Below are 20,079 nucleotides of genomic sequence, written 5' to 3'. Positions count from 1 at the left end.
CTCAATTTCAAATAGTCAATAAACAATAAACCGCCTAAACTGAAAAAAGATATGGCTCAATTCAAGTCGGATGTTGAAGCAGTTGATGCTTTAAAAGAATCTTATCAAAAACTTAGCACCGAAATAGGTAAAGTTGTGATTGGTCAGGAAGAGACCGTTAGAATGCTTCTTACAGCGATTTTTTGTCAAGGACACTGTTTATTGGTAGGTGTTCCGGGGTTAGCAAAAACTTTGTTGATTCAGACGATTGCCAATGCACTGGATTTAGACTTCAATCGTATTCAATTTACACCTGATTTAATGCCTTCTGATATTGTAGGGTCAGAAACTTTGGATAATGAGCGTAATTTTAGATTTGTAAAAGGGCCTATTTTTGCCAATATCGTACTTGCCGACGAAATCAACAGAACACCGCCAAAAACACAGTCGGCTTTATTAGAATCTATGCAAGAATATGCAGTAACGGTAGCAGGGAAAAAATATCCATTAGAAAAGCCTTTCTTCGTTTTGGCAACTCAAAACCCTATTGAGCAAGAAGGTACTTATCCTTTACCAGAAGCACAATTAGACCGATTTATGTTTATGGTAACGCTTGATTATCCTTCATATCAAGCGGAATTAGCCATTGTAAAAAATACAACTTCCGATAAAAAATACAAAATAACTCAGCAAGTAACAGGTGAAGAAATTTTAGCTTATCAAGAATTAGTAAGAAGAGTTCCGATTGCCGATAACGTAGTAGAGTATGCGGTAAAATTAGTTCATAAAACAAGACCAAACACCGAGTTAGCTGATGCTATGAGCAATAAGTACTTGGAGTGGGGTGCAGGGCCGAGAGCCTCACAAAACTTAGTTTTAGCCGCTAAATGCAATGCTCTCTTAAATGGCAAGTATTCACCCGATATTGAAGATGTTAAAGCCGTAGCAATGGCTGTACTTCGTCATAGAATAGTAAGGAATTTTAAAGCAGAAGCAGAAGGAATTTCAGTTGAAAATATCATTTCAAAATTACTTTAGTAAGTACCGAATCACAAAAAATCCCCAAGATTTCAACATCTTGGGGATTTTTTGTTGCTATATCTTCAAAGAAATTAGTTTTTCTTAGCAGGAGCAGCAGGAGTTGTAGCTGCTGGAGTAGCTGGAGCTGGAGCAAATGGTTTTGGAGTAACACCCATTTTCTTCAAGATTAAATCAGAGATATTAGCATCGTCTGGAGCATGTAAAACGATTGGAGTAGTACCTTGTCCGGCATCGTAGTTGAATACGAAAGCATAACCGTTTTCTTTAGCCACAGCGTGCATATTATCTTCAATTTTTTTCAACAAAGGTTGTAACAATTGAGACTGTTTTTTCTGTAAAGAAACTGATGAATTCTGACGGAACTCTTCAATGCTACTTTGCATACTTTGCAATTCTTTCTCTCTATCAGCCTTGATTACATCAGCCATTGTAGGAGCATTTTTTTCGTAATCAGCCAATTTAGTTTGAAAGTCTTTCACTTTTTGCTGATACATATTGTCGTACTGCGTTTTAGTAGTAGTCAATTCTGTTTCTACTTGTTTTGCTTCTGGCATCTGAGCTAAGATATAGTCTAAGCTAATGTAACCGATTTTTTGTTGTGCATTTACATTCGCTGTTGCTAAAGCAAAAAATGCTAATAAAGCAATAAAAAATTTGTTTTTCATTTTGTTGTTATTCTGATTGGTTAATTACTCTTTTTTAAGGGGGCTTGCCCCTCCTTTTCTATTTGACTTAGTTTTTGTTGTATTGTCTTTACTTTCCTCGTTAGCTGTTTTAGCCTCCTGTTCTTGTTTTTCTTTTTCTTTCAATTGTTCTGTACTGATGCCCAATTCTTCCATTACGTAGTCGGTATAATCATGAATTGGGTTGGTGTATAACATAGCTAAACCATCAGAAGATTTATCAAACAAAAAGTCTAACTTTTTTCCACGAGCTACTTTTTCAACGGCTTTGGCTACTTCATCTAAAACAGGTTTCATAATTTCCTGTTTTTTTTTGAAAAGTTCACCTTCAAAACCGAAAATTTTATTTTGTAATTCTTTGGCTTCTTTGGCTTTTTCCTCAATCGTTTTCAAACGTTGAGCTTTCATTTCTTCAGTTAGTAATATTTCCTCTGCACGGTAGGCCTTCTCTAATTTACTAACTTCTTCGTTTTTTGCTGATACTTCACTAATCCACTTTGCCGTAAGTTTTTCAATTTCAGCTTGAGCATTTTGGTACTCTGGCATTTTTGAAGTAAGATATTCAGTATCTATATAACCAAACTTTTGAGCGTTTAGGCTAAAACATAAACAAAAGAGTGGCAAAATTAGTAAAAATATCTGCTTTTTCACGGCTTCTGTGTTTAAATTAGAAAATAAGTAGCTTGTGACCTGAGATAATGTTTTTATAAAAACGTATTCACGACAAAGCTAAAAAATTGTCTGTTAATAATACCTGATTAACGAGACATATTTGGTGATATTGTAATGACAATTATCAAATACAATACCACCAAATGCTTATGAAAAGAATGCTTATCTAATCTGCTGACCTATCGAGAAGGTGAACGCTTGCTGTCCGAAATTATTGCTTGAGGTCTGACCTGGTACTTTATCAAAAGCAAAACCATAATCAATACCAATCATACCGAAAGCTGGCATAAAGATTCTTGCTCCAAAACCTGCCGACTTATAAATCTTAAACGGATTGTAAGAAGTATAGTTAGCAAAGTTGTTTCCGCCTTCTGCAAAACCTAATAAGAAAATGGTTGCTGATGGGTTCAATGAAACTGGATAACGAACTTCCATTACAAACTTGTTGTAGGCAACCCCACCACTTGGTAATGAACCTTGCGAACCAAATACTCTGTCTTTATAACCACGCAAAGCGATGATGTCACGGCTGATTACATTAAAACCTGTTTGCATACCCGAACCACCCAAATCAAAACGTTCAAAACGGGTGATGTCTTTATCAGGATTATATGAACCTAAGAAACCTAAGTGAGTACGCATGTGGAACACTAATTTACTGGTAATTGGTGTAAACCACGAAGCATCGAACATCCATTTGTGGTACTCAATCAAGTTTGTGTTATTCCCTCCAAACAATGAATAAGGAGGAGTCAGTGAAGCCGTCAGTGAAAAACTCGAACCTGAACGTGGGAAGGTTGGGTTATCAATACTGTTTCTTGAGAAGTTAGTCACAAAAGCTACCGCTACTGAATTACCTTCTGGATAACCATAATAAGGTAAGTTTTTCACATCAATCAATTGTAAAGAAAGCGAGTTACTCAATGAGAAATAATCATCTGGTTTTTTCAAACGCTTACCCAAACTGAATGATAAAGTTGTACTATTGAAGTGTGCTTCGTTTTGTGCAGCCGTAGCACTATCTGAAGTAGCCGTTGAAGTACCTAATCCATAGCCATAACCGTAACCACCATAACCACCGTATAAACTACTTCCGTAACCATAACCAGAATTATAAGCACTTAACTGGTTATATTGCTGAATTTTATAAGGATACGAAATACTTCTACTCAAAGAAATAGAGAATGAGTTCGGTTTCTTTCCACCTAACCATGGCTCTGTAAATGAAATAGAGTAGTTTTGGAAAGAAGAACCATTCGCTTGAAAACGAACCGAAAGTTTTTGTCCATCACCAGCAGGAAGTGGTTTCCAAGCATTTAAGTTTCCGATATTTCTGGCTGAGAAGTTATTGAAAGTTACGCCTAAAGTACCTACGAAACCGATGTAACCACCCCAACCACCTGAAAGCTCAATTTGGTCAGAAGGTTTTTCTTCTACGTTATATTCAATATCAACTGTACCGTCGGCTTTTGGGATTGGATTCGGAGTAATCTTCTCTGGGTTAAAATAACCAATGGTTGATAATTCACGAACAGTACGAATAATGGCAGATTTATTGAATTTCTGACCGGGTAAGGTTCTGATTTCACGCATTACTACGTGGTCAGATGTTTTAGTATTTCCGTTTACAATTACTTTATTAATTGTGGCCTGTTTTCCTTCATTGATTCTGAAAGTAATATCTATTGAATCGCCAACAACCGCTGTTTCAACAGGTTCGCACTGATAGAATAAGTAACCATTATCCATATAAGCAGAGCTAACGTCTTCACCAGGTTTGCCATTAAGGCGTTTATCTAAATCCTCAACATTATAAACATCGCCTTTTTTTACGCCTAATACTTCGGTAAGTACTGAGTCAGGATAAATAAAGTTTCCTTCCCAATAAATATTACGATAATGATACTGCTTACCTTCTTCTAATTTCAGAACAATTTTTACTCTGTTATTATTAGTTGGGTCTTTATAAACCGAGTCGCCAAGTACTAAGGCATCTCTATATCCTTTTTTATTGTAAAACTCAATTAATTTAATTTTGTCTTCTTCAAATTTCTTAGGTACATATTTTGAAGAAGTAAAGATTTTATAGAATGCTTTTTGTTTTGTTCCTTTTAATTTTCTACGCAAAACGCTTTCTTTCATTTCTGAAATACCTACAAACTTAATTTCAGAGATTTTTACTTTTTCTCCTTTTTTAATATTTACTTTCATGGTAGCATTATTACCACGAAGCGTATCGGTTTTTTCAGAAAGTTTGATAGCTACATTCAAATACCCTTTATCTTGATAATGTTTTTTGATAGCAAGCTCAATGTTTTTCTTAACACTTTCAGTAACAATCTTACCTTTATAAGTTTTGATTTTGTCACTTAGTGTTTCTTGCTCACCTTTTTTGATACCGATGTACTCTAATTTATACAAACGAGGTCTTTCTTTGATATTGATATTCAACCAAATCTTATCACCCTCAATTTTAGCGGCTTCTACTTCTACTTCTTCTAAAATTCCTTGAGCCATCAATTTCTTGATAGCAGAAGTAACGGCATCACCAGGTACTTTGATTTTATCACCTACTCGCAAGCCAGAAAGAGAAATCATTGAATTGCCATCATAAAATCTTGAACCCGTGGTAGTAATGTCCATGATTTCATACTCTTTGGGCTCTGCATAATTCAATTCTAATCTTTGTTCAACGATGGGTGCTCTTTGTCCCATTGCTCCACGAATTTGTGCTTGAGATAAAAAAGAAATGAATAAGAGAGAAAGTAATAAAGTATATTTTTTCATTTTTTGATTTGTTCTCGTTTCTCTAAAGGAACAGAACATTGAAATTTTAAGCATTAACAGTCTTTTTAATTTGCTCTGAGGTTTTACCAAATCTACGTTCACGCTCTTGATAGTCAAGAATGGCTTCAAATAAGTGTTCACGTCTAAAATCTGGCCAAAATAAATCTTCAAAAATATATAATTCAGCATAAGCCAATTGCCACAACATAAAATTGCTAATACGGTGGTCGCCTCCTGTACGAATCATCAAGTCTGGATTAGGAATTCCTTTGGTGTCTAATGATTGTTCAAAAAGCTTTTCATTGATGTCTTCAATCGCAATTTCACCTTTTACAACTCTTTCAGCGAGCTTTCTGGCGGTGTTAGTAATATCCCATTTGCCACTGTAACTCAATGCCAAAATAACTACAATACCTGTATTATTTTTGGTTTCTTCGATGGCATCTCTAAGTACTCTTTGTGAACTTTCTGGTAATGTATCAATCGCACCGATGGTGTCTAATCTCACATTATTTTTTTTCATATCATCAAGTTCGTCTTTCAAAGCACTTATCAAAAGCATCATCAAAGCATCTACTTCTGCTTTGGGTCTATTCCAGTTTTCGGTTGAAAAAGCATAAAGTGTTAAATACTTGACCCCTAAATCTGCACTACCTTGAATGGCTTCTTTTACCGCTTTCAAAGCATTTCTATGTCCGAAAATTCTATCAACGAAGCCTTTTTGTTTAGCCCATCGTCCATTTCCGTCCATGATAACGGCGATATGTTTTGGTAGATTGTTAGCGTCTATTTGTTCTTTCACTGATTTAACACTTTTTAACACATAAAACTTAGATAAGGAGGCAATCCAGTTGGTCTGGAGTTTATTTTGCCCAATATTCTTTTGTTGTTGCTGATTTTGGAGGAAGATAGAAAATGATTTCTTCTTCAAGAAAAGCTGTATATCAACATTTTGAGAATAATATTACAAATTTAACGAATTCCCCTTCCTATTCAAAATCAAGCAGAGCTTAATACAGGGAACTTGCTTAGGTTTTGTACCTAAAAACAAGCCCTAAGCTGTGATTTTGAGGGAATCAAAATGTTGTTTTTTATTTAAGCACTTATTTTGGGCAGTAAATTTTGAGGAATTGATAAGTCAAGGAGAGAGATGTGTAGTAATACATATCACTACGGCTGTAATCGTTTTGAAGATTTTTTGGCAAAGTTGGGTCGTCGCCACCAAGATTATCCAAATAATCTGTAAAGGCTTTACGAGTACCAAATTCTAAGTTTAAATTCCAAGGGCCAGAGATATTATACTTAATTCCAACACCAAAAGGGATAACTAATTGAAGCGTTTTATAATCCGAAACTGGAGTATCTCTTGGCGAGAATTTCATTACTCCTAATCCTCCGAAAACATAGGGAGTCCAATCTTTGTGATAGCGGTTGTAGCGATAATCAAAAAAGTTATATTCAGTTGTGAGACTTAATTCGTTGATATTTGTTTTGAAAGTTTGTCCACGAAGTTGATTGAAAGAATCGCTCACCTGAGAATCGTCGCCATAAATTGAGCCAACCAAAATACTTGATTTAAAAGTAATCATTTTGGAAAGATTATAACGAAAAGACACATTTGCTCCTAAACGTGCAAACGATGGATGAAGGTCTGGCGAAATATCGCCTTTGTAGTTCATTGCTCCTACTCCAGCTCCAATTTCAATTTTTTGAGCTAATGATTGGATACTCAAAAGCAATAATAGCGATAACGAAATTTCTTTGAATAACTTCATAGTGAATAAAAAAGTCAGGTGTAAATTACACCTGACCAAAAAGTTTTTTAGCCAATATCATTAACGAATAACAGGGCATTTAATTTTAGTAGGAATGTGATAAATCACTTTTACGCTTGTAAGCAGATAAGAATCATTATATTTTGGGTTTCCTCTTGAATCTGTTCTATCTACAAAACCAATAATGGGCGATTGTGTAGCAATAGGGTCGAATCCGGCTGGATAGCCAATACTTGCTAAATAATTCAGTACTCCTTGTCTGCGGTCTATACCACGATTGGCAGCGTACTGTTCTAAACTTCTATTAGCCATTGATACTGATAATGGGCCATTTGCTTGACTTTGTAAATCAGCAGGGTCAGCATATTTTCCACCTGCATCATCTAAATAATCCGTAAGAGCGTAATGGTAGCTCATTTCAAAACCTAAATCCCAGTTTCTGCTAAGTTTATAACGAACCCCCAAACCTATTGGAAATGAAACACTTACTAATGAGTACGGACTTGAATCATAAGTTGGTAAACCTTGACCTTCTGTATGAAGTGGTTGTAAACTTACCCATTCGCTGGTTGTACCTGCTACAATCGGGGTTTTAGCCACTGGATTATGTGCAAATACTGCTACTCCACCGAATAAATAAGGGATAATACCTTCTCTACGCAAAAAACTACGAGAAGTTTTTACTAAATCATATTGAGCTACTACTGAAAGTTGTTTAATGTCATTTCTGAAATGTAAATTTCTTACGAAGTACGCTTCATAGCCTTTTACATTTTCCATGTAGCTATCATCGCCCGAAATTCTTGCATAAGTAAGTCCAACACGAATGCCTACTGATGGAGAAATTTGACGAGTAAAATTGAAAGCTAAATTCCAACGCATGCCATTTACAGTAGATTGTAAAAAGCGATTGTAAGGCGACAAATCACCGTAATAACTTGATGTTCCCACACCAAAGCTTACTGATGAACTGGGTTCAAAAAGACGATTTTTTCTTACTCTATCTTTCTGCCCAAAAATATTGGAAAGCTTAAATTGTGCAGAAGAATCTTGCACAATGATGTGACAAATCAAAAATGTGATAAATATTGAAGCGTATTTTTTCATATTATCTGGTCGGTAGGATAAATTACTCTTTCAGAAAAATCCAAAGAAAGATAGTCTTGAAATTAAGGATTATGGACGATTAGCAACTTTTTTTAAAACGTAAAATGTTAATTTTTGTTATTTTATCTTCAAATTTTGATGCTAAAATAGCATAAATAAAATACTTTGGCGAATGAAAAATAATTTGTCGTTACTTTAATTTCTGGTATCAAAGCCCCAATTCAATTTACTTCTTAAAGTATTTAAAAAATTAGTGTCGCTCAATTTGATGATATGTGCCTTAAAATTTTCTCGTTTCATCTTGATTTTCACATTACTATCTATCACTTTTGAACGAGCATCCAAAGAAATCAAACAGCTATTACTTCTACTTTCTACTTCAAAATCTAAGACTACGTCAGTCGATACTACCAAAGGACGCACATTTAAATTATGCGGACTCATGGGCGAAATCACAAAAATATCTGAACTTGGCATTACTAAGGGGCCACCCACACTAAGATTGTAGCCTGTCGAACCTGTGGCAGTTGCGATGATAAGTCCGTCTGCCCAATAGGTATTCAAAAACTCTCCGTTGAGATACGCCTTCAACATAATCATTGAAGAAGTATCGGTTTTCATAATTCCCAGTTCATTCAAACCAAAATTAATTCCATTAAAAACATCTATTGGTTGATTATGAAGACGAGTTTCTACACTTACCAAAGTACGAGTTTCGATACTGTAATGATTAGCTAAAATCTCATTAAGACTCTCAACAATTTTATCTGGTGAAACCGTTGCTAAAAAACCTAAACGCCCAGTATTGATACCCAAAATAGGAATTTCCCGATTACCTACATGCGTTACAGAATCCAACAAAGTACCATCTCCGCCCAAACTCAATACAAAATCTGCGTCAAAAAGTGTTGCTTGTGAAGAATAAAATTGAGTAGCATCGTGCCTCATTCCTACTTCTGATAAGAATTGCTGATAGGAATCTGAAATTTGTATTTCTATGCCTTTTTCAGCTAAAGTATCAAACATTAGCTGTACAAAAGGCTTGATTTCCTCTTTAAAATTTCGCCCGTGAATGGCTATTTTCATATTATTACAAAATAACTGATTGAGTAAACAACAGAATCGCTATGATTCCCTCGACATTTTCCTACCGAAAAGCAAAAGAAGAAAGAAGAAAGGGAATTGCCAAACTTTTAGGTTTGATTATTTAGTTTCTTGCTTTATCTGAGCGTATTATCTATCGAATATTTGCTAATTTCTCCTTTGCTGAGAATAAGATTTCTACCAGAATTTACGAATAAATTTCATGTTAATCGTCAAAAATAAATGTTAAAATTTTTGTTTTGAACTATACCTATAATTAATATTGCATAAACAACACTAAACCTTAGTCCTCATGATTAAAAACTACACAAAACTAATTTTTCCACTGGGTAAGCTTTATCGGAAATGAGATTACCTTCACAAAATTCCTCTATTTTTTATTTCACTTAAATTTTACTGTACATGAAAAAAAAGCTACTAATGCTTTTGTTGATGGCTTATGCTCTATCAGCAAGCAACACCTTTGCACAAGAAAAAATAAAACAACAAGCCAAATTTGATACTGCACCTGAACCCGAGAGACGGAAATGGGAAGTAGGATTGGATGTATTTAATTTAGTCGGGACTTTCAGAGAAGAAAACGTAAATGGTATTATCAACAATCAAGGATATATCGTTGTGCGTAGATATAGTATGAACAAAATTAATAAATCTGCTTTAGAATTTAAATTTGGCATTTTCAACTCTAATACTAATATAATAGATAGTTTCAACAATGAATTAAACAGTAAAGCACATAACTATAACTTTGGCTTAGGCTACGAATTTCAAAAACAAGAAGGGCGATTTATGTTATTTTATGGGCCTCGTTTAACAACTGCTTTCGCTATCAATTCTACAACTCCCAAAGTTGTAAATTATACATCAGCAAATAGCAATTATACTGTTTTTCAGAGTAAGGGTATGTCGTTCTCTGCTGGAGCGTTTCTTGGAGCAAGATTTTTCTTCAACTCACATCTTTCAATATCAGTTTCATCCAACATTAACCTTAGTTATGGAAAATCTAAAGCTAACACAAAATTATTTGATTCAATTTCAAATAACTTTCTTCAAGAAGGAAATTCAAGCAGAAGTGATTTAGAAATAAACGGAGGATTTTCAATGGCTCAGATAGGTTATCACTTTTAAAAAAAGCTCGTGAAATATTCCACGAGCTTTTTTTATATATTCAAATACTTCATCAGTAAATCATACCTTTCTTTATCTGGCGAAGCGATGGCTTCAAAGTTGTAGGCCCCTACAATTTCGTACTCAAACCTTTCAAGCGTAGCAATTACTCTTGAAATGTCTTGTCGGTTCAATTTTAAGGTTAAAATATCTTTGGCATCTTCCAAACCCGACTGATTACTGGTATAGTAAGAACTTATGATTTTAGCGTTGTTGGATTCTATCAATCGGCTAATTTCTGACAGCGAGTAACTTCTGTTTTCAACGGCAATTTCCAATACAGCTCCTACTTCTTGTGAACCTAACGTTTTTGAAAATTCATTCAACAATTCCTGTACGACTATTGTTCCCACAAAATTTTCTTCATCATCCAACACTACTACTACCTGTAAATCAAACTGTTGAACTGTTTTCAGAATCTCAAAAAGATGTTGATTTACCGACACTACTGCATCCGAAAACTCGGGTTGTAAAGCCAAAATTGGTAAATCTTCGTCAGCATCAAGTAATATATCTTGGCTAATCAATCCTTGATATTCTTGTTCGTGAATGAGTGGTAGCTGTCCAATACGGAATTCCTCCATCCAGTTCATCGCTTCGCCGACGGTATCGGTAGATTTGAGAACTGGCAACATTGGATTGATAAAGTCTTTTGCGAGCATATTCAATTAGCGGAATTTATGTTGATTTAGCTAAAGTACTGAATTTTAGATAAATTCCAAATTTAATTTGATTATACCAATTCCGCCACTCGAATAGGGGTTCTTTCAAGCCAGCCATCCAAAATTTCGTTGAAACGCTCAGGGCATTCCATCATCGGAGCGTGGCTACATTGGTCAATGAAGTGTAATTCAGAATTTTCAATTAAACGATTAAACTCGTGTCCTACTTGCGGAGGTGTAATAGTATCGTTCAATCCCCAAACCAATAGCGTTGGTACTTTGATTCTAACAATATCTTTAGCCATATTGTTCCGCTGAGCAGACTTTGCTATTGAGATAATTCTAATTACTTTAGAAGCACTGTTCGTAATTTCAAATACTTCATCAATTAATTCTTTTGTAGCAGTTTCTGGACGATAGAAAGTGTATTCTACACGTTCTTTTATATACTGATAGTTTCCACGTTTTGGATACGAACCGCCCATTCCGTCTTCAAAAAGTCCAGAGCTTCCTGTTAATACCAAACGTTTTACTTTTGATGGGTTTCTAAGCGTATAAATCAACGAAACATGACCGCCCAATGAATTCCCTAATAAAGTAAGTTCATCGTAGCCTTTCCAATTTACAAACCCTTCAATGAATTCTGTCAAACCTTCACATCCAGCTTTAAGAATAGGCATTTCATAAATTGGCATCATCGGAATAATTACTCGATATTTACTTTTGAAGCCTTCTATTACTCCTTCCCAGTTACTTAAAGCACCAAAAAGACCATGAAGCAAAAGTAAAATTTCTCCTTCGCCTTCGTCGATATACTTGTAACCATTGCCTTCGTGAATTTGATAGTTCATAACATTATTCATTTAAAAATTTGGAGATGATTTCGTTTAAATAATCTTTTTGTTGATTTTCTAAAAATGATTTTAAAAATCACAATCTCAAAAAAATACAATTTACCTCGAAATTTTAATAATTATTTTATTTGTATAACGGTTTAATTCTATTTAGACTGAGTTTTAATTCTGATGCAAAATAATAAAATTTCTCTAAAAAGTATATTAATTCAATATTAATACTTTTGAACAAAATGGCATAAAAATTTAACATTTTGCTCTAAAATCATTACAACACACTGACTAACAAATACTTAATCATTAAATAATCATTCTAACTATTTATCAACGATTAAAACTACAAATTAGTTTTATTTTAATGTGTCGGGAAAAAGACATTTTTTACAATATTAGAATAATTATATTTTCCTTTATTTTGTCATAAAGAGTTTGGCAATTTTTAAACTCTTTTTCGATTGTAGAGTTAAACATTGAAAACTTCGGCAACAAATATAATCACTGTTAATCTATATATTTAATAGATTTTATTTAATTTTTGTTCGAGATTTCAAAAAATATTGTTTTATAAAAAATAAAAATCAAATGATAATAATTATTGGAGCTGGAATAGCTGGACTAACTTGTGCCAAATACCTACAAGATAGAGGTATCGAATCGCTGATTTTAGAAGCCAGTGATGACATTGGCGGTCGTGTGAGAACGGATCAAAAAGACGGTTTTTTATTAGACCGAGGCTTTCAGATTTTACTCACGGCCTACCCCGAAGCACAATCTTTATTAAAATACGATACTTTAGACCTAAAAGCATTCAAATCTGGAGCGTTGATTCGTGATGCCGAAAACAATGCTTTCAAAACTTTAGTCAATCCTTTGAAAGAACCTTCGGCATTAATTTCAAGTTTATTTTCGAGCATTGGTTCTTTGGCAGATAAACTCAGAGTACTGCGTTTGATTTTGGAAACCCAAGAACAAAATGAAGAGATTTTTGAACGAAAATATGAATCAACCATTCAGTACTTGAAAAATTATGGAGTAAGCGATGGAATGATTGAAAGTTTTTTCAAACCCTTCTTTGGAGGTGTTTTTTTAGAAAACGAGTTGACTACTTCTGCCAATTTCTTTAAATATATTTTCGGTAAATTTTATGAAGGCGATGCTGTAATTCCTGCTCAAGGGATGAAGGCAATTCCGAAACAAATCGCAAAATCGCTTCCACAAAAATCGATTCGCCTCAATACCAAAGTAGCGAAAATTGAAGGGAATCATGTTTTCTTGGAAAACGGAGAAAAGCTTTTTGGAGAAAAAATTATTTTGGCAACTGACGGTTTTCAGGCTGAAAAATTACTTGGTAAAAAACACTCCATGAAATTTAATACTACTACTTGTACCTACTTTTCAGCTAATCGCTCGCCACTGAGTGAAAAATTATTGGTGTTGAATCCAGATAGAAATTCATTGATTCACAATTTATGCGTACCAAGCGACATCGCTCCTACTTACGCTCCTGCTGGAAAATCTTTGATTTCAGTTTCAACGCAAAGTACTGTTTTTCAAGATGAACAAACTTTTACAGAAGGTATTCAAAAAGAACTTATTAAGTGGTTTGGCATGGAAGCGAAGCAATGGAAACACTTAAAAACTTATCATATTCCGCAAGCTTTACCCAGTTTTTCAGATGAAAAATCAGGTATCTCAGCCAGACAATTAAGTGATGTTTTGTATCAAATTGGCGACTGTACGGCTTATCCTTCGTTGAATGCAGCGATGATGACAGGACGAAAAGTAGCTGAAAGTATTTAAGCAAGGAAGCCTATATTTTCTACTATTTCAAAATTAAGCTTTGTTAGTACTGATTGAAATAATACTCGTAGCGGTAACCTTTACGGTTACCGTTTCTTGTTTAGGTCAAATAATAATTGATTCATTCACAAAGTTTTGGCAAGTTCAAAACCTGATAAAAATGCACCTTCTACATTACCTATTCCAAAGCCATCTCCAGCCAAATAAATACTTTCGCTCAACTGATAAAAAGCTTGTTCGTATCTTTTAGAAGCCAAACTATATCGCCAGCGATGCACTTGAAAACTTTCAATTTGTTCAGCAGGAATCCACTTTTCTACTGATTGAAGCATTTCCGTAGCCACTTCTGTCAAATTGTTTTCTAACTGTTGTTTGCTGTACTCAGCAGAGGCGTGAATCGTAACTGAGGGCGTAGGAGAAATACCTTTCTGAAAATTATCGGCAATCCAAGCCACTGGCTGATTTTCGAGCATAATTCCGCCACCAGCAATTTGTGTAGGACTTTTCAAAACTGCCATTAAGGCAATACAAGGCTCGTATTGAATACTTTCAAATACTTTTTCATCAGTTTCATTAATGTTGATAGCAGAATTTTGTAGTAATTCTTTCAACTGAGGAATCGGAATAGTAATGATGATTTTATCAAAAGCGTACTCATTACCTGTTTCTGTAAAAGCAATGTTATCCTTCAAAAGAATTACTTTTTCGTTCAGTTGTACATCGAGTTTTTCAGCCATTTTTTTAGGAATCATTTTCATTCCTTTACTACCGAAAAATCTTTTATTTGAGCGTTGAGGCAATTGCCAAGTATCAACAATTTTTTCTGCTAAAAGTTGGTCAATAAATGTCTGAAAAGCATCTGATTGTACCGAAAAATACTGAGCTCCATGGTCGGCAATGGCTGTTCCTAAAGTACGAGTAGCCATTCTCCCTCCTACTCCTCTGCCTTTGTCTAAAATCGTTACTTCGTGTTCATTTGCCAAGAAGTTAGCAGCCGCAAGACCTGCCATTCCAGCACCGATAATGAGAATTTTCAAGATAAATGTTGTTTGGTGAATAAAAAATAAACTGCTTTAGAAGAAAAAAGTTTTACAGAAATCTGGAAATTCACTTTGAAAAGTTCGCTAAAAAGGATTATTTTGGACTTTTGAGCTAAAATATTAATGATTTTTATTAAAATAATTAAAAAAGAGACAAAAGTCATTCATCAAAGCTTGATAGATTCATTAAACAATGAGTGAAAGTTTTGTAAATTTGTCGCTCTATTTCAAAATCCAACCAATGAAAAAAAATATTTTACTTATTCTTTCAAGCATTAGCTTACTCTTTAGTTGCAAGAAAGACAATGGCGAGTGGAGAAAGGCAGCCGAAAACCCAGATTTTTTGCGTCGTACTCAGTTACAAGTAACCGAATCTATCATTCACGACATCTTTGCTCCGCCAGTTTCAAGCCGTATTTATTGCTATGCTTCTTTGGCAGCCTACGAAGCCTTGATTCCGGGCAACCCTGCTTATAAATCAATGGTGGGACAGTACAATGGCTTTGAAAAAGTATATAAACCCGACAGCAGTAAAACTTATTGTTATCCGTTGGCAGCGACAAGAGCATTTTTGACCATTGGTAAAAACCTTACTTTTGCTCAGGATGTTTATGTTGATTTCGAGAAAAAACTTTGGGAAGATTACAAAGCAACAGGAATGCCCGATGAAGTATTTGAAAACTCTATCGCTTTCGGCGACTCGGTTGCGGCTTCTATTATGAATTATTCTAAAAAAGATAATTACAAACAAACTCGTGGTTTCCGTTATACTGTGACGAATAAAGAAGGAACTTGGGTACCTACGCCTCCTGCTTATATGGATGCCGTAGAGCCTTATTGGACAAAAATCCGTTCGTTTACTTTGGATTCGTCGGCACAGTTTCCTCCGCCAGCACCATCAAAATTTGATTTGACAAAAGGAAGTCCATATTATAATGAAGTAATGGATTGCTACAATACCGTGAAAAACTTGACAGACGAACAAAGAGCGATTGCCAATTTCTGGGATTGTAATCCATTCAAAATGAATATTACGGGTCATGCGATGTTTGCTACTAAAAAAGTTTCTCCGGGCGGACACTGGATGGGAATCGTTTCACAAGTAAGTAGAAATTTAGGAGCTGATATTTACAAAACTGCCGAAGCGTACTTGCTTACTTCTACGGCTGTTTTTGATGGATTTATTTCTTGTTGGACAGAAAAATATCGTTCGGTACGTATCAGACCCGAAAGTATTATCAATGCAAATATTGATAAAGACTGGCAACCAGTTTTACAAACGCCACCTTTCCCAGAATATACTTCTGGTCACTCGGTAATTTCTGGTGCGGCTTCTACTGCACTAACTTCGGTATTGGGCGACAACGTAGCCTTTACAGACTCTACCGAAATTCCTTATGGATTACCTCCACGCAAATTTACATCATTCAGCCAAGCAGCAGACGAAGCATCAATCAGCCGTTTGTATGGTGGAATTCACTTCCGTCCAGCTTTAAATAATGGTATTGCTCAAGGTAGAAAAATAGGCAATTGGCTTGTTGCTAAAATAAAGACAAAGAAATAATTGTACATTTTAGTATGATTATCTGAAAACAAATATTGAAAAAGCCAAACTTTCTAACAGTTTGGCTTTTTTAGCGTAATTTAAACTTATGAAAATCCCACAAGCATTAATAGATTCTTTGAAAGAAGTAAAGGGTTTCAATGAAAGTACCTTTATCAATACCCACGAAAACGAAGAAGCACCTACTTCTATCAGAGTAAATCCTTTTAAAAAAATTGATAAATTCAATGATGCCGAAGCGGTAATTTGGTCGGAGTTTGGCAAATACTTGCCCAATCGTCCGAGTTTTACTTTCGACCCACTTTTTCATGCAGGTACTTATTATGTCCAAGAAGCAAGTTCGATGTACTTGGAACATATTTTAAAGAAAACCGTAGATTTAAGTCAAGACTTAAAAGTATTAGACCTTTGTGCTGCTCCGGGCGGAAAGAGTACTTTAATAGCAAGTTTACTAACCGAAGATTCTTTATTAGTAAGTAATGATGTCATTAAAACAAGAGCTAATATTTTGTCGGATAATCTTACAAAATGGGGAACGATGAATACCGTTGTGACCAACAACGACCCAAAAGATTTCATGCGACTTTCTGGTTTTTTTGACGTATTGGTGATAGACGCTCCTTGCTCTGGTTCGGGCTTGTTCAGAAAAGACCCCGAAGCCATCAAAGAATGGTCGCCTGAAAATGTTACACTTTGTTCGTTACGTCAAAAACGCATCATTGGCGACGCTTGGAGCTGTTTAAGACAAGGTGGTATTTTGATTTACTCTACTTGTTCATATTCAAAAGCTGAAAACGAAGAAATAGTCGATTGGATTGAGGACACTTTCGGAGCAGAACATCTTTGTCCAGAAACAAAAGGTATTGGCAATGAAGTAATTTCTGAAAATTCATATCGCTTTTATCCTGACCAAATCAAAGGAGAAGGTTTTTTCATTGCAGCTTTTCAAAAAAAATCTTCTGAAAAAGAAGTATTTATTCGTTCAGGAAAACCCATCAAAAACAATAATCGCAGAACTGAAAGAGAAATTTTTAGAAACTGGATTGAAGACATAGACAAACATACTTGGTTTGAAAAAAACGACGACTATTTTTTGATAAACCCTATTCATGAACATACGATTAGCTTACTGCAATCAAATTTTTATCTGAGAAAAGCAGGAGTACGCATGGGTAAATTATCCAGTAAAGATTTAATTCCAGACCACGAATTAGCCTTGAGTGTTGAACTTTCAAGAAAAGTAAGTAGAGTAGAATTAAGTTTAAACGAAGCCATTTCGTATCTCCGCAGAGATGAATTCAGCCTTGAAGAAGCAGTAAAAGGTTGGTCTTTAATGACTTTTCAAGATTTTGGTTTAGGCTGGGCGAAGGTTTTAGCCAACCGTGTGAACAATTATTACCCTAAAGAGCTACGAATATTAAGCAAATAAGCCCTAATCGACAATAAAAACCCAAAAGGATTGATTGAAAAGATAATTATTGAGCTTTGTTTGTAACTATTTTACTTATTTTTGTAGCAAATTATTGATACTAACCCAAAGCAAATAATTTTAAGTAAAAACAAAACAGCTTAGTCAAACATTTTCTTAGAATAATTGAATTATTAATTTACTATTTTAGGAATAACAAATTAAGCCTTATAGTAATTTACTGTATGTCAGCAGGTTGATAAAACCTGATTGTTAAATGTTTATCTCAAATGTAACAGCCCACTGTTGAGCCTGAAATTATCTTTACAGAAAGTTGTCAAAAGAACGCATGATTAACGAAGAAACAAAAGAAGTTAAAGAAGAAATCGAAGCAAAAGCTTTCGAAGTAACTGAATCCGCTACAAAGATTCAAGCGGCAGAAGTATCTATTCTTGAGGTTGCTGAAGCCTCTGAACCCAATGAAACAAGCTCTGAAACGCTACTTTCTTCTGAAGTAGAAACTACGTCTATTCCTGTATCAGCAGTACTTGAAACAAGCGAAGAGGCGGAAGCTGTCGATTATTCAAGTTTACAAAAAGGCGATTTTGTACCTGTATTAGAAAAACTATTAGCAGAAGTACAAGCCAATCCTTCAGTAGGCTCGTTCAGAAAATCAGAAGACGCTCTCAAAGAGATTCGTCCTTTGTTTGAACAAATCAAAAATACCGAAAAAGCAGAAGCTTTAGCAAAATTCAAAGCTGCCAACGAAGGTTCGGAAGAAGGATTTGAGTTCAAAGGAGACGCTGTGAGCGAACAGTTTGATAAACTTTTCAAAGCAATCAAAGAAGAGCGTTCAAAGTACTTTGCCAGTATTGAAAAAGAGAAAGACAAAAATTTTAGTCAAAAAACATCTCTTATCAATCGTTTACGTACACTTGTTGAAGGCGAAGACAGCAATGACCCTGCTCATATCAAATCAGGCTTTAATGAATTTAAGAAAATTCAAGAAGAATGGAAAAATGCAGGAAATATCAATTCTCCGCACAACAATACACTTTGGCAAACGTATCATGCTTTAGTTGATAGATTTTATAGTAATAGAAGTATATATTTTGAATTATTAGAACTTGACCGTAAGCGTAACCTTCAACAAAAAATTGAGCTTTGTAGCAAAATTGAAAAAATTGCTGAAATCTCAAAAACAGAAAACGTTACGGGAAAAATGTTGGATGAAGCCGTAGCAACTTTTGAAGAGTACAAGCATATTGGCCCAGCTCCAAAAGAAGAAAACGAAATTATCTGGCAAAGAGTAAAAGATGCTTTAGACGTAATTTATGGCAAACGTCGTGAACAATTAGAAGCCTCTAAAGCAGAAGCAGAACAAGTTTTCTCTTTGAAATCGTCGATAGCTGAATTGGTTGAGCCTTTTGCTACTTTCAATTCTACGTCTATTTCAGAATGGAACGATAGAACAAAAGCACTTTTAGCTTTACAAGACCAATGGAACAATATCAAAGGTTTTATGCCGAAAGAAAAAGGTAAAGACCTTAGCGATAAGTTTTGGGCTGATATTAAAACTTTCTTCCGTAACAAAACTGAGTTCTTTAAATTGTTAGAAGCAAAACGTGAAGAAAACCTAAAAGCTAAAATTGCCATTATTGAAGAAGTTGAGGCTTTAGTAGCTAAAGGAGACGAATCGCAAGAAGGAACAAATACAGTGATTCGTTTGCAAAAAGAATTCCGTGAGATTGGTCACGTACCTGAAAAAGAGAAAGACCTTATTTATGGGAAATTCAAAGCTGCTTGCGATGCTTTCTTTAACGCTAAACGTGCCAAAAGCCAAAGTATCGAAAAAGAATTTGAAAGTAACTTAGCGAAAAAAGTAGCCCTTTGCGAACAAATTGAAAGTGAAGCAACTGAGGGTGCAGACACTACTCGTTTGGCTGAGTTCAAAGCACAATGGTCGGCAATTGGTTTTGTTCCTAAAAAAGAAATGCAAAACATTGGCAAACGCTATATCAATGCCATCAATAAGTATGTAAGTGCAATGGGCAAACTTTCTGGCAAAGAAAAAGAGCATTTGAGCTTACAAAATGAAATTGAGTTGGCGAAATCGCAAGGGGATTTTTCACCAAAAGACTTAGCGAAAAAAGAAAATGACATTCGTCGTAAAATGCAAAGTATCGAAAACGACATTGCCGTTTATAGAAATAACTTAGAATTTTTCGCAAAATCTAAAAATGCTGACAAATTACGTCAGGAAGTAGAAGTGAAAATTCAGAAAGCAGTAAAAGATTTGAATGATTTAAAGCATCAAATTAAAATAATTAGAGAAGCTTAGTCTTCAAAAACACAAAAAATAGGGCTTACGACATCGTAAGCCCTATTTTTTTGAAAAAAAATTTCAATTCTAACTTTTTGATATTCAGAAACTTG

Annotated in this window: 16 protein-coding genes; 6 read left to right on the top strand and 10 right to left on the bottom strand. The window is 34.8% G+C overall.

Annotation, left to right across the window (positions count from 1 at the left end):
* Positions 1-51 precede the first annotated feature (51 nt).
* On the top strand, positions 52-1,017 hold the full coding sequence (locus VB248_RS16050) for an AAA family ATPase (protein WP_323297815.1): 966 nt from the start codon (positions 52-54) through the stop codon (positions 1,015-1,017).
* A gap of 74 nt (positions 1,018-1,091) precedes the next feature.
* Here the strand turns inward: VB248_RS16050 and VB248_RS16045 are convergent, their stop codons facing one another.
* The 7 genes from VB248_RS16045 to VB248_RS16015 form a co-directional block, all read right to left on the bottom strand.
* Positions 1,092-1,685: an OmpH family outer membrane protein gene (locus VB248_RS16045; RefSeq protein ID WP_323297814.1), complete on the bottom strand. Its 594-nt coding sequence runs from the start codon at positions 1,683-1,685 to the stop codon at positions 1,092-1,094.
* A gap of 24 nt (positions 1,686-1,709) precedes the next feature.
* Positions 1,710-2,354, bottom strand: coding sequence for an OmpH family outer membrane protein (locus VB248_RS16040; RefSeq protein WP_323297813.1), 645 nt, complete (start codon positions 2,352-2,354; stop codon positions 1,710-1,712).
* A gap of 183 nt (positions 2,355-2,537) precedes the next feature.
* Positions 2,538-5,162 (bottom strand): outer membrane protein assembly factor BamA, encoded by a 2,625-nt coding sequence (gene bamA / locus VB248_RS16035; protein ID WP_323297812.1) that lies wholly within the window; start codon positions 5,160-5,162, stop codon positions 2,538-2,540.
* A 46-nt stretch (positions 5,163-5,208) separates the two neighbouring features.
* Complete coding sequence (locus VB248_RS16030) at positions 5,209-5,964, bottom strand: isoprenyl transferase (protein WP_323297811.1); 756 nt, start codon at positions 5,962-5,964, stop codon at positions 5,209-5,211.
* 301 nt (positions 5,965-6,265) lie between these two features.
* Complete coding sequence (gene porG / locus VB248_RS16025) at positions 6,266-6,937, bottom strand: type IX secretion system protein PorG (RefSeq protein WP_323297810.1); 672 nt, start codon at positions 6,935-6,937, stop codon at positions 6,266-6,268.
* Between the two features lie 60 nt (positions 6,938-6,997).
* Entirely contained in the window at positions 6,998-8,044 is a 1,047-nt protein-coding gene (locus VB248_RS16020; protein ID WP_323297809.1) for a hypothetical protein, read from the bottom strand.
* A gap of 195 nt (positions 8,045-8,239) precedes the next feature.
* Entirely contained in the window at positions 8,240-9,130 is an 891-nt protein-coding gene (locus VB248_RS16015) for an NAD kinase (RefSeq protein ID WP_323297808.1), read from the bottom strand.
* Positions 9,131-9,550: 420 nt separating this feature from the next.
* Between VB248_RS16015 and VB248_RS16010 the strand changes: the two genes are divergently transcribed.
* The gene (locus VB248_RS16010; protein ID WP_323297807.1) at positions 9,551-10,276 is read left to right on the top strand and encodes a hypothetical protein; all 726 of its coding nucleotides are present in this window, start codon (positions 9,551-9,553) and stop codon (positions 10,274-10,276) included.
* Positions 10,277-10,308: 32 nt separating this feature from the next.
* Here VB248_RS16010 and VB248_RS16005 read toward each other — a convergent pair whose 3' ends face one another.
* Both VB248_RS16005 and VB248_RS16000 read right to left on the bottom strand, forming a co-directional pair.
* A complete protein-coding gene (locus tag VB248_RS16005) occupies positions 10,309-10,977 on the bottom strand; it encodes a CBS domain-containing protein (protein WP_323297806.1) in 669 nt (222 codons plus the stop codon).
* Between the two features lie 71 nt (positions 10,978-11,048).
* The gene (locus tag VB248_RS16000) at positions 11,049-11,828 is read right to left on the bottom strand and encodes an alpha/beta fold hydrolase (RefSeq protein WP_323297805.1); all 780 of its coding nucleotides are present in this window, start codon (positions 11,826-11,828) and stop codon (positions 11,049-11,051) included.
* Between the two features lie 585 nt (positions 11,829-12,413).
* Between VB248_RS16000 and VB248_RS15995 the strand changes: the two genes are divergently transcribed.
* Positions 12,414-13,631 (top strand): NAD(P)/FAD-dependent oxidoreductase, encoded by a 1,218-nt coding sequence (locus tag VB248_RS15995; RefSeq protein ID WP_323297804.1) that lies wholly within the window; start codon positions 12,414-12,416, stop codon positions 13,629-13,631.
* Between the two features lie 125 nt (positions 13,632-13,756).
* On the opposite strand, the gene VB248_RS15990 is transcribed toward VB248_RS15995, so the two are convergent.
* On the bottom strand, positions 13,757-14,668 hold the full coding sequence (locus VB248_RS15990; protein WP_323297803.1) for an NAD(P)/FAD-dependent oxidoreductase: 912 nt from the start codon (positions 14,666-14,668) through the stop codon (positions 13,757-13,759).
* A 244-nt stretch (positions 14,669-14,912) separates the two neighbouring features.
* Here VB248_RS15990 and VB248_RS15985 point away from each other — a divergent pair, with 244 nt between their 5' ends.
* The 3 genes from VB248_RS15985 (at position 14,913) to VB248_RS15975 (ending at position 19,984) form a co-directional block, all read left to right on the top strand.
* Positions 14,913-16,235, top strand: coding sequence for a vanadium-dependent haloperoxidase (locus tag VB248_RS15985; RefSeq protein ID WP_323297802.1), 1,323 nt, complete (start codon positions 14,913-14,915; stop codon positions 16,233-16,235).
* 88 nt (positions 16,236-16,323) lie between these two features.
* Positions 16,324-17,664, top strand: a complete 1,341-nt coding sequence (locus VB248_RS15980) for a methyltransferase RsmF C-terminal domain-like protein (protein WP_323297801.1) — start codon at positions 16,324-16,326, stop codon at positions 17,662-17,664.
* A gap of 328 nt (positions 17,665-17,992) precedes the next feature.
* Entirely contained in the window at positions 17,993-19,984 is a 1,992-nt protein-coding gene (locus VB248_RS15975; protein WP_323297800.1) for a DUF349 domain-containing protein, read from the top strand.
* Positions 19,985-20,079: the final 95 nt, after the last annotated feature.

Origin of the sequence: Arcicella rigui, assembly GCF_034929435.1 — a bacterium.
Taxonomy (GTDB): Bacteria; Bacteroidota; Bacteroidia; order Cytophagales; family Spirosomataceae; genus Arcicella; species Arcicella rigui.
Note: the sequence above shows the minus strand (reverse complement) of the source record. Positions and strands in the feature narration are given on the sequence as shown.